The following is a 12069-nucleotide window of genomic DNA, read 5'->3' on the forward strand; positions in this document are numbered from 1 at the left end:
ATATAATTTAAGCTAATTTAATTTTTGTTGGGGGCATAAAACACACATCAAAAATTCAATGTAATTTCTTGGGAGATATGCTCAAAATAATCTGTGGTGAAGGAGAATAACTTAAGTGTTTTTAGGTAGTTGCATGGTAAATAAACTACCTTTACCTAGTTCAGAAGCGACCTTAATAGTTCCTGCGTGCCCTTCTATAATGCGATGGGATAGATGTAGTCCTAAGCCACTACCTGAGCGTTTATTTCTGCCTTGGCGGAATCGCTCAAAAATTGTTGCCCGATCTTCTGGCGCAATCCCATATCCTGTATCTTGCACCTCAATTATTACTGAATCTGGATCTCCTGGATTAGATGATATTTCATAAATGCGGATTGTTATACCTCCTGTATCTGTAAATTTGATGGCATTTGCAATCAGGTTGTTTAACACTCGCCGTAATTCTAAACGATCGCCCATGATAATAGCAGGTTTTTGACTCAGTGGATCTAATTCACGGGTATCAATTTCCAAAGTCAAGCCTTTTTCATTAGTTAGAGGACTTAGTTCGCTGACTACTTCTTGAGATATCTCACGTAAATCACATTCCTCCCAATTCAACGTTTTTTTACCTGCCTCGAAGCGATACACTTCTAGTAGGGTGTTAACCATTTCCATCAAATTTTGGTTACTGCGAATCATCACTGCGATCGCCTGTTTCATTTCTGGTGGAATTTTGCAGAATGTTTCCATTTCAAACAAATTCAACATGCGATCGGCGGCTACTAGGGGAGTTCGCAAATCATGAGTCAGACGGGAAACAAAGTCTTCCCGTTGCCGCGCCATTTTTTGTTGTTCGTCTAAACTGTGTTTGAGACGCAATAGCGATCGCACTCTTGCCAGTAGTTCATCAGTATCAAATGGTTTACGAATAAAATCGTCAGCACCAGCATCCAAACCTTCGACAACACTGGATTGGTGAAAAGCAGTAATCAACAGAATTGGAATATAAGAGATTGCAGGGTTGTTCCGAATCCGACGTGTGACTTCATAGCCATCTATCCCTGGCATCATTACATCTAACAGAATCAGATCGGGTGGAGATTGCTCAATTTGCCGTAAAGCCTTTATTCCATCTGAAGCCAAATCAATTTCATACCCCTCACTTTCTAAAATTGCTTGAACCAAAATGAGATTATCTTGAGTATCGTCAACTGCTAAGATACGATAAATTTTATTATTTTCAACTACAGACATGATTTATAAATTTTTATCAGTTTTTTTGGAAGTAATTTTTAAATTTATGATATTTTATTGGTGCTTTCCTGGCTTGAGAAGATGACTGATGAGGATTTTGTGCAGGACAAAAAAAATCATCGTTATCTAACCGTGAAGCTGGTGGATTGGCTGCTACAGTTGGTAATGTAATTTGACGTGGTAATTCAATTTTAAACATTGAACCCACCCCCAATTTGCTCTCAAGAAAGATTTTACCGCCCATCATTCGCACTAGCGAATCTATAATTGCCAAACCCAGACCTGTACCTGGATATTTGCGAGTGATAGTTTGATCGACTTGCCGAAATGCTTCAAAAATATGTTTAAAATCTTTGGGGGCTATGCCAATACCTGTATCTTGAACGATAATTACTACTCGATTTGCAGGTAGTTCCTTAACTTCAACCCAAATTTCACCAGACTCTGTGAATTTAATGGCGTTGGAGAGGAGGTTAATTAAAATCTGTTTGAGACGAACCGGATCGTTAAATACCAAAGGATTTTGCAAATCGGTTTGTACTAACAATGAAAGATTTTTAGCCTCAGCTAGGGAACGCATTTCACCGACAACGAGATTGATTACTTTTGATACATCAAATCTTTCCGCCTTTAAATCTAATCTTCCTCCCTCCAGCTTGGAAAAGTCGAGAACTTCATTGAGTAGCATCAGTAAATGCTTGCCATTATTCAAAATGCGCTCAACCATATCTGCTTGCTGGTGTGTTAATTGACCGAACTTAGGACGCAGCAGTATTTGCGAAAAACCAATAATCGCATTCATCGGCGTTCTAAGTTCATGGGAAATAGTTGCCAAAAAAAGTGATTTTAGACGTGATGCCTCCAATAGCTTGAAGTTTTGCATTTGAATCTGTTGCTGTTGTCTCTCCAATTCTTGGTTCTTACAAATGAGTTGTTCGCGACTTTCTCTGAGCTGCTGGTTTGCCAAATCTACCTGCATTTCTGCCCGATAAACCCGAATCGCACTCCGCAAAACTTGCGACAGAGTTTCTGGAGATATCCTAGACTTAGAGAGATAGTCTGTAGCACCAGCTTTCAATAATTGGAGAGTAATTTTTTCATCTCCTTCACTAGTTAGGACTATTAAAGGAATTTTAATTTCTAAAGAACGCAGCTGTTGAATTAAGGTTAGTCCATCTTGGTCTAGTAAACGATAGTCGAGGAAAACACAATCGTAGGCAGTACTCCTTAAGACAGAGAACGCATCATTGCCATCACCTACTTCAGACAGTTCCATCTGAACACCTGCTGTAGTCAGGGCAGAACGGATTGCTATCTGGTCTAATTCGTCGTCGTCTACAACCAAAATTTTCAGCGTCTCTTCCATCGGTTTTTATTTTCGCCGCCAAACATAGGTTGATCTATAACATTTCACTTTTCAGATTATCCAATTAAAGAATATAAGATTTTCGGACATCTAAAATCTGTAATTTGATTGACTAAGACATTTTGCATAATATCTACTTTCAGACATGATTGACATTCATAACATCAATTTCGTCATCCTCCATTAGTAGTATGTTAATCACTCTGTCGGGCGTTTTTTTGGGTTTAATTCAGTGTGTTGTATCTTCAATCTGGTTAACTTCCCAGACTCTGCGAACTAAACACCAAGCAAATGACCAATATCCCTCAAAAAATTAGTAATTAACAAGCAGACACAGTTCATATAAAGTAAAATAAAATACTTTACTAAGCTTAAAACAATTGTAAATGAGTGAGCAAGCCACCGTCGTCAGTCATTGGTGAGAGTTGCATACCATTATCGTGTACCATAAGCTTGAATAGTTTTATCTATCAGGTTAGTTAGAGCAGATAAATAAAAAGTACTATCTATAACCTATTTGTGAATCTGAGTAATCCTATCTCCGGAAATTTCGACAATTTTCTTAGCGATCGCCAGACCGATATTAGTATTTTTCCAGGTATTATCGGACTTATACATACATGTTTGCAAACTTACCAAGCCTTAATGCCCAAGAAAGCTTACCGACAAAAGTTTAAAACCCAAACAGGAGAGGTTTGCATAGAGAGATTGTATTATATCCTGTAAAAAGTTAGACGAACAAGTTCGCTACAAAGCACTACAAATTACTTTACTGTTGGTGATTCCACCAAATTTTAACGCCGTCTGATTCCCTTCGATGAAGATTTCTATTTACTCTATCAATCGGATGAATCCAAAGGTTTGGTTAAAAATCGCTCGAAACCATCGTTCACTTTCTCGAAAAGCAACTTTTACTCGGTGTAATTTTTTCATTTTCGTAAGCTTTTTTAAAGTTTGATCCAAAATAATACTAATTAATGAATGGAACATGGCAACTCAAAGCTGAATTGTCAGCAAGGAGAAGCAATTTGGCATTCGTTTCAATATTTCATACTTTTTGTGTAAGTATCTATATATCTCCAGCTAGATTTGCCCTCTATCTAAATATTAAAATTTGGGGTACTTATTATTTCTATCGGTGGATGCAGACAGGTTGAAATATCATCTATCTTTAGTTTGGGAAAATAAGAGATAATAGTTACAAAAGCTAATACTTTGTAAAGATGCCAAACAGCGCAAGAGTGAGTGTAACGATGAATGAAATTAGTATTATTTTAATTGAAGATCATGACTTAACGCGAATGGGGCTACGAGCGGCATTACAGTCTCATAGTGCATTGAAAGTAATTGGCGAAGCGGCAAATGCTACCCAAGGATTAAAACTTTTAGAGACGGCAAAGCCGGATGTAGCGGTAGTAGATATCGGCTTGCCTGACATGGATGGCATCGAACTCACTCGTAAATTCAAACGCTCCCAGGCTGAAAATGGGCAATCTACTACGAAGATTCTTATCTTGACAATGGATCATACAGAGGATGCTGTACTTGCAGCCTTCGCAGCTGGCGCTGATTCTTATTATATGAAAGAAACCAGCATTAGTAAATTAACTGAGGCAATTCAAGCAACTCACGGCGGTAACTCTTGGATTGATCCGGCAATTGCCAACGTCGTATTGCGGAAGATGCGTCAAGGTATTCCTGGAGAAAGCCAAGGTTCTGACAAGCCGAAGACTGTAAAAATTGAGGCGCTGGCGACAGAATACGAGCAAGTTTTGGAAACATACCCTCTGACTCAACGGGAACTGGAAATCCTAGAGTTGATTGTAGCTGGGTGTAGTAATGGGCAAATTGCCGAGAAACTTTATATTACAGTTGGTACTGTAAAAACCCATGTTCGTAATATTCTAAATAAACTATGTGCTGATGACCGTACCCAAGCTGCTGTAAGGGCCTTACGTTCGGGGTTGGTGGCGTAAGGGATTAGAGACAAGGGGGAGATAAGGAGACAAGGAGAATAACTCCTTACTTCTAACTCCTAACTCCTAACTTAGCACTGGCTCAACGCCTCAAAAAAAGCTAACAGCACGAGCTAAACGCCCCGCTACCGCTAACAGCACTCAACACTGTTTTGCCCAATACCCTATTATCCCAATCTTTCCCGCAAGCAATTAGCAATACGTAGTGCTGCTCCCGGTTTGCCCATGCGTCGCTCACCATTTTCAGCAATAATTTGCAAATTATCAGGATTTTTAAATAGAGATTGTACAACCTTCGCTACTTCTGCTGGTTGATTGATTAAAATCAAAGACGATCCCAGTAGACGACTTTGAGATTCAGCAAAGCCAGGATTATATTGTGGTCCATTACCGGGAATCGCGATCGCAGGTTTGCCTAAACCGATAAACTGTTCTGTAGCTGTACCTGCCATTGCGATCGCTAAATCTCCCAAATGCAAGCAATCATTATAGGCTTTTTGTGTCAACAGTAGATAAGCATTTCTCTGTTTAAATGTCAATACATTTGGATCGCGAAGTTTGATAGGAGATGCTGATTCAGCACGCCAGCCTTGGGATTGCACACTTTGAGATAAAATATTAAAGTCTAAACCAGGAGCGATCGCACCTAAAAACACTACTTTGTTAGAAGTATAGAAGATTGAATCTCGCTGTTGAAAACTTGCCATCAATGCAGATACAGCAATCATAATTGTTTCCCAGTTCGTGTAAGCTTCTGGCGGACGAGAACCAGGAAGAAGAGTCACTACAAAGGGTCGAACTGCCTCTTGCTGTAGGGTATTCTGACTATAAAATTGTTGGCGTGAAAACGTCGGTTCTAGACCATCCATCATGGGATTACCGAAAGAAAAAGCTGGAATTGGCCATTGTTTTAATATTTCCGCCGTCAGATCATCTCTAGGAAATACTGCCTGACAACGGCGACGACTCATTAACCAACGTTCCCAAGGATGGTAAACTGAACCAGAAAAGTTTTCCCAACCTGCGTCTTTAGATTTCCGTGGTAATAATCCAGCTTCATCTCGCACATAATATTCAGATTTTGCCGTACCGACAAAAGCATAATTAGCGCCACTGAATGTTGCAAACAACAGCGGGATAATATCTCCCACTGCTAAAATCGCTCTTTTATTACCTAATTTTTTTTGAGAACTTACCCAACGGCGGATAGCTTTAATTTGGCTGAGAGTAAGTTGCAATAAACCACCGCGTACATCCCGCGCTAATTGGCGGCCATCCATATAAATAAAGCCGCCAGAAGGCATAGTCAGGACTGAACCGATAAAGGGGATATCCAACTGTTCATAAGCACGTCCCTCACCCACCAGAGGTAAAGCAAATATCTCTGGTGGGTTTGGTTGTTGTAGGAGTTCTTGCAAAATCCGAACTGCAATCATATCTTCCCCATGACCATTACTTAATACAAGTAACCGCAAAGGAGAAGTTGCAGATTGAGAGTTAGAAGCTAGAGATGACCGAGATACATTACTCATAAGAAACAAAATATCAAAATTAACTGTCTGTTTGGGTAAGAGGTATAAATAGGGAAATCGACGAAGCAGCTGGAAGTTAGTATTATCCCTATTCGCTAGCGTCTCTACAACTAACTCCCAGTTAATTAGGTTAAATATTATGCGAGTTTCTGCTACTGCAATTTTTACTTTAGCTACTTTAGCTGCTGCCAATGTCACTCAGCAAGCAACGGCTGCACCTGTTAAAACCATTACTCCAACTGCAAAAGCTGGTAACTTGGTGGTGCCGATAATTGAAGACACTCCCGCACCAGTAGAGACAATTGCTTCCCCAGAAACTATAGTTGCACAACAATTTTCCCAAAATTCCGTCACCGTACAAACAGGTGCAAACAAAAATTCCCCAGTAGTCTTAAAATCAACAAATAAGGGTAATTCATCAGTAATACTCCCTCCGACTCCCTCTTTTTCCCCCTCATCCCCCAAAACTCCTGCGACTGAAAGCAATTTAGTCGTCACAGCTACAGATGTTCAGGTGGTGGGAGCCAATCAAGAATTACAGCAAATCATTCGTCAGGTAATTAAAACCCAAGTGGGTGGAGAAACCAGTCAAAGCCAGCTACAAACAGATGTAACAGCAATTTTGAATACAGGTTTATTTAGCAATGTCAGTGTGAATACTTTTAGCACACCTGCTGGATTGAATGTAGTATACCAAGTCCAACCAGTGATTGTGCGATCGCTGCAATTATCTGGTGCTAAGGTACTTACCTATCAAGCCGCTCAACAACGTTTGCAATCTCAGATTGGAACCACCATTAGTCCCAGTGGACTGCAACAAGCAGTAGCACAAATCAACAAGTGGTACGCCGACAATGGTTATAACTTAGCACGAGTACTATCAATTAAACCCAGTTCTCAAGGCATTCTTACCGTGAATGTTGCTGAAGGTTTGGTGAATGATATCAAGTTTCGTTTTATCAACGATGAAGGCAAAACCGTTGACAGCAAAGGTAATTCCATCGGAGGACGCACCAAACCAGATTTCCTCCAACAACAACTCAAACTCAAACCCGGTCAAATCTTCCAAGAAAATGTCGTTAAACAAGACATCCAACAGCTATATCGTACTGGTTTATTTGAGAGTGTAAATGTTGCTTTAGAAGGGGATGCGACAAAACTTAATTTAGTCTACCAACTCAAAGAAACTGGGGCGCGTGGTGTTAACTTGGGTGGTAGTTACAATGCCGATCAAGGTTTAGTAGGCACAATCAGCTATCAAGATCAGAATGTCGGCGGTGTTAATGATACATTAGGTGTGAATGTTGGGGTAAGTAGTCGAGACTTGCAGTTTAATACCAAATTTACCAGTCCTTATCGGACAACTCACCCCGATCGCTTGGGCTACACTGTAAATGGTTTTCGTAGTCAAGAACTTTCGGAAACCTTTGATGACAAGATTACGTTAGCTAACGGCGACAAAGTGCGAGAAGGTAAAATTGGCGGTGGTATCAGCTTGCAGCGACCAATTGATGATTGGAATACCTCATTAGGATTAAACTATACCCGAACTAGTATTCGCGATCGCCAAGGTAATATTACCCCAACCGACGCTCAGGGAAATCCCCTCTCTGCCAGCGGAACTGGTATTGATGACCTAACTACCGTATCCTTTATCGCCACCAAAGACCAACGAGATAACCCCATTAATCCAACTCAAGGTTCTGTTTTGAGTCTGAGTACAGAACAATCTATACCTATCGGTGAAGGGAATATTTCTCTAAATCGCCTCAAAGCCAATTACAGCCAATATTTACCAGTGCAGTTATTTAACAGCAAACAGCCACAAGTATTTGCGGTGAATGTGCAAGCTGGTACTGTCATTGGGAATTTACCGCCTTACGAAAGCTTTAACTTGGGTGGTTCCAACTCGGTGCGCGGTTACGATTCTGGAGATGTTGGCAGTGGTCGTAGTTATGTCTTAGCCTCCGCAGAATACCGCTTCCCCGTCTTACCAATCGTAGGCGGTGTATTATTTGCCGACTTTGCCTCAGATTTAGGCTCTGGTGATACTGTATTAGGAAATCCGGCAGGTGTACGGGATAAACCAGGTTATGGTTTTGGTTATGGGGCGGGAGTGCGATTAAATTCACCACTAGGCTTAATTCGGGCTGACTATGGCATTAGCGACCAGGGAGAAAGCAAAGTGCATTTAGGTATAGGTCAGCGATTTTAATTTAAGTTAAAGCATTGCTCAGAGGTTATATCCAGAAATTAAATTAAATATGCGTTATCCAGATCCTTTATGCAGACGTAGCAGTGCTATCTCTGTAGATTCTTTTTCACTCATATAGGACTCCTATTTGATTTTTGAACAAGACTCAGTACATATTTATCACTATTCCCTGTTACCTGTCCACGTAAGTAAATTCAGGAATCAAACCGGATTCTTATATCTCTATTAAGCTAATCGCCATTCTGTTCAAAATCTCATATTTTCCGTAATCAAAGTTTCATAAGAGTTCGTTCATATTATTTGCCTACATGAGATAATTTCCTCTTAATTGTTCAACATAGAGAAAATGAGCTCAATATTCGTATGCAGCAACTATTAACCCATAGTATGGAGTTCCCAATTCATTTCAGTGCTAAAACAATTGCTCGACGTTTAAGTGTCACACTTATCTGCCTCACCTTAGCAGGCGCTCTAGGTGGCTATTTCTGGATATCGAGGTTTCCCTTCCCAGCTTCCAAATGGTTTTACGAACTATTTAACCTAGATGGAGAATTCAATATTCCTGCCTGGTATTCTTCATTCTCTCTATTATTTTGTTCGGGATTACTTAAAGCAATTACCGCTATTAAGACGAAAGACCGCCATTTTGCTTACTGGAAAACCCTATATTTGATATTTTTCTATTTGAGTTTGGATGAAGCATTTAGTTTTCACGAGATTTTGATCATTCCGTCAGTGCGAGAATCGCTTCATCTCAATCCTGTATTTTTTGAAACCTGGGTTATCCCTGGTATTGTTTTAATGGGAGTTTTTGCATTTAAATATCTCAAATTTTTGCTCCATCTCCCTCACAAGACTCGGTATTTATTTCTGATTGCCGCAGTTGTTTATGTGGGTGGAGCATTAGGTATGGAAATGGTGGGTGGAGTTTTAAGAATAGATTTTGGGCAACGCACCCTAATATCGTTAATTGGCATAATTGGTGAAGAGTTTTTAGAAATGGCCGGAATTGTGATTTTTATTTATGCGCTGCTAGCTTACCTTAGCAGCTTGAAAGAAAGCATTCAACTGAAAATCTATATATCTGAAAAGTAATATGAAATCTACGCTTTCCCAACCTTACGCGCATCTGGACGCAGAGTGATAAAATCTTGTAGCTCGCCGTTAGCCTTCGCGGAGCGTTCCGTAGAAAAGCTTTGCGAACGCGTAGTGTCTCGTCGAGAAGGTATCGTATGAAGTACTATATTCTCGGCTAACTGTTGCCGGAATACTCCTGGTAGCAGTATCCCGACTGATAAATGCGTGCCTATCATGCTACTAATTATACTTTTATGTATTGCCGTATTATTTCGCCGTCTTGTTTAAAAATCAAATAAGAGTTCTATATATATACATTTCAATCATCAAAGGAAAAGAATTACTATCACCTTTTCGCAAGAGATTAATTTTTTAATAGTGCTAGTCGTACAAAATATCAAAAAATATTATAAGTAATGGTATGGAAAAAAGTGTTATAAATGCCAGCCTTTCTACCCAGAATCTAACCTTTCGTCCAGGTGATACTCCTGTATCATTTGAGGTAACTGTCAATAATGACAGCGATCGCTTTGTCAATTTTCAGATAGAAATTACCGCCGCCGGAGAAATCCGCAACACAGGATATCGCTGGTATAGACTCGAACCAGAGGTAGCGGCAGCCAAGCCACCGGGCAGTAGTACCATCTTTCAAGTCTTCGTATTCAATACACCGATTCCAGGATTTGTTGGTACTGTCAACCTAATGGTAAATATTTTTTCACCGCAATTAGCACAACAGTCCAGACTTGTGCTACGCCTGAAAATCGAGCGAGACAATAGACCAACACATTTAAGTGTAGAACTGCCTGTACGAGAGTTCCAAGTTTATCCCCGCAATTCTGTCGATATACCAGTACGGGTGCGGAACTTGGGGCAACAACCATCTGAGGTAATGCTACGTTTTACAGGCGTCGATCCGTCTTGGCTGGCTGGCAGTGCAGAACGCCGATTACCCTTAGATGCAGGTGGTTTAGCAGAAGCCACATTCCAATGTCAACCTCCTTCTGTAGTACAAGCGCCCAGTCAAAATTACCCTTTTACTATTGAAGCTGTTAGCAATAATGGTTATCCAACTAATGCTGGAGGCAACGTTGAAGTTTTACCTGTAGGTTTTATAGACTTTACCACCACAGAAAAACACCTGAAAATTCCCAGCAAATTTGCATGGTTGCCTGACTGGAAATCTGATATAGCTTCCTTTGAATTACTATTTAAAAATGCTAGCAATCTCAACCAGCAAATTAATGTGCAGGTACAGGGTAGAGACTGGCGAAAATGTAGTTTTAAAAAGCTTCCTGAAACCGCCAATCTCCATCTAGGAGAGACAAGTAAAGTTCTCCTCGAAGTTAAAACAAAACGCCCTTGGGTGGGAATCGCTAAAACTTTGTTGCTGGAGGCTAAATCGGAATTATCCGACCAACGTTTAGGGAGTACAGATCCAGCCACGCAGACATTAGAAGTGGAGACTTTGCCAATTATACCTTTATGGCTACAATTGGCTGCGATCGCACTATTAGCTGCACTCCTAGCATTAATCCTCCAACCCAGAGGTGTAATGCATACTCGTTCTGTCAACTCAGTGCGTTTTAGTGGCATTGGTTTATCTGTGGTCAGTGGTTCAGATGATTGCACCTTAAGACTTTGGAGAATTGGTGCTGATAGCCTAGACCCTGATGATACAGTAAAATATTCTGGGCAGCCCCTTGCTTGTGACCAAACGCAACAGCCTAAAGGATTGATGGCGATTACCGATGACGCTGTAGAAGTCTTACGCTTCATGCCATTACAAAATAATCGTGTTGCTGTTGGTTTAGATAATGGTGTAATTGAACTCAGAGATGTGCCATCAGGTGCCAAGATTAGCCAACTTCAAGACCTTAAAGATCCGAAAGCAAAAGGCGATCGCGTTTTTGACCTAGCTTTCACCTCAAACTCACTTAACTTATTCAGTGGTTATGGTAGTGGTAAAGTGAGATTATGGTCAAGACCAGCGCCTAACAGCGATTTTCTGCCAGAACCGCAAGTTATCGACGTACAAAGTACATTGAAACTATCAGGTTTCCAAGTCCGAGCATTAAATCTCAGCCCAGATGCAAAAACTCTAGTAATTGCTGGAAACTTTAAGCGTTTCATCTTGTGGCAGTGGAATCTAACTCAATCTGATAAACAATTCCCAAGTTTATCAGTGCAAAATTTAGAAAAACTAGACCCATTAGTTGGGCGTGAAGACTATATTTGGGCATTAGCTTTTGTTCCTAACTCGGCAGAAAAAATTCTCGCAACCTCTGATTCGGCGGGATTTATTACGATTTGGAATTTGAATCAGTGCCAAACTATCAAAAATCCGAATCCCCTCGAAAAAGTAAATAAACTTAATTGTTCGCCATTAGACCGCTGGTCAGCATCAAAAACATCTGTGCGGACTCTAGCATTTAGTGATGATGGTAATCTCTTAGTAAGTGGTGGCGATGATGGACGAGTCGTAGTTTGGTACTTAACTCCCGAACATAAGCTTGACAAAACAAGAGCAGCAGAAGGTAAAACAATTTACCAAAGCTCTAAAAAAATCAATAGTATCGACTTGAAAACCAATCAAGGAACCATGATTGTGAGTGGTGGTGAAGATTTTCAGGTCAAACTACACCGCATCAAATAAGGAAGTCGATG

Annotated in this window: 8 protein-coding genes; 4 read left to right on the top strand and 4 right to left on the bottom strand. The window is 40.4% G+C overall.

Going from position 1 to position 12069, the window contains the following annotated elements; genetic code table 11:
• Positions 1-111: 111 nt before the first annotated feature.
• Together NLP_RS20510 and NLP_RS20515 are read right to left on the bottom strand one after the other, a co-directional pair.
• Positions 112-1236, bottom strand: coding sequence for a hybrid sensor histidine kinase/response regulator (locus NLP_RS20510; RefSeq protein ID WP_104908001.1), 1125 nt, complete (start codon positions 1234-1236; stop codon positions 112-114).
• A 16-nt stretch (positions 1237-1252) separates the two neighbouring features.
• Entirely contained in the window at positions 1253-2602 is a 1350-nt protein-coding gene (locus tag NLP_RS20515) for an ATP-binding response regulator (RefSeq protein WP_104908002.1), read from the bottom strand.
• A gap of 1253 nt (positions 2603-3855) precedes the next feature.
• On the opposite strand from NLP_RS20515, the gene NLP_RS20520 reads away from it, so the two are divergent.
• Positions 3856-4578: a response regulator transcription factor gene (locus tag NLP_RS20520; protein WP_104908003.1), complete on the top strand. Its 723-nt coding sequence runs from the start codon at positions 3856-3858 to the stop codon at positions 4576-4578.
• 167 nt (positions 4579-4745) lie between these two features.
• Here the strand turns inward: NLP_RS20520 and NLP_RS20525 are convergent, their stop codons facing one another.
• The gene (locus tag NLP_RS20525; protein WP_104909954.1) at positions 4746-6110 is read right to left on the bottom strand and encodes a lipid-A-disaccharide synthase-related protein; all 1365 of its coding nucleotides are present in this window, start codon (positions 6108-6110) and stop codon (positions 4746-4748) included.
• 139 nt (positions 6111-6249) lie between these two features.
• Between NLP_RS20525 and NLP_RS20530 the strand changes: the two genes are divergently transcribed.
• Positions 6250-8325: a BamA/OMP85 family outer membrane protein gene (locus NLP_RS20530; RefSeq protein ID WP_104908004.1), complete on the top strand. Its 2076-nt coding sequence runs from the start codon at positions 6250-6252 to the stop codon at positions 8323-8325.
• Positions 8326-8688: 363 nt separating this feature from the next.
• Positions 8689-9420 (top strand): hypothetical protein, encoded by a 732-nt coding sequence (locus tag NLP_RS20535; protein WP_234017001.1) that lies wholly within the window; start codon positions 8689-8691, stop codon positions 9418-9420.
• Between the two features lie 8 nt (positions 9421-9428).
• On the opposite strand, the gene NLP_RS33390 is transcribed toward NLP_RS20535, so the two are convergent.
• Complete coding sequence (locus NLP_RS33390) at positions 9429-9638, bottom strand: hypothetical protein (RefSeq protein WP_158680479.1); 210 nt, start codon at positions 9636-9638, stop codon at positions 9429-9431.
• A 185-nt stretch (positions 9639-9823) separates the two neighbouring features.
• Here NLP_RS33390 and NLP_RS20540 point away from each other — a divergent pair, with 185 nt between their 5' ends.
• Positions 9824-12058, top strand: coding sequence for a hypothetical protein (locus NLP_RS20540; protein WP_104908006.1), 2235 nt, complete (start codon positions 9824-9826; stop codon positions 12056-12058).
• Positions 12059-12069 lie beyond the last annotated feature (11 nt).

Source organism: Nostoc sp. 'Lobaria pulmonaria (5183) cyanobiont' (genome assembly GCF_002949795.1).
In the GTDB taxonomy this organism is placed as follows: domain Bacteria; phylum Cyanobacteriota; class Cyanobacteriia; order Cyanobacteriales; family Nostocaceae; genus Nostoc.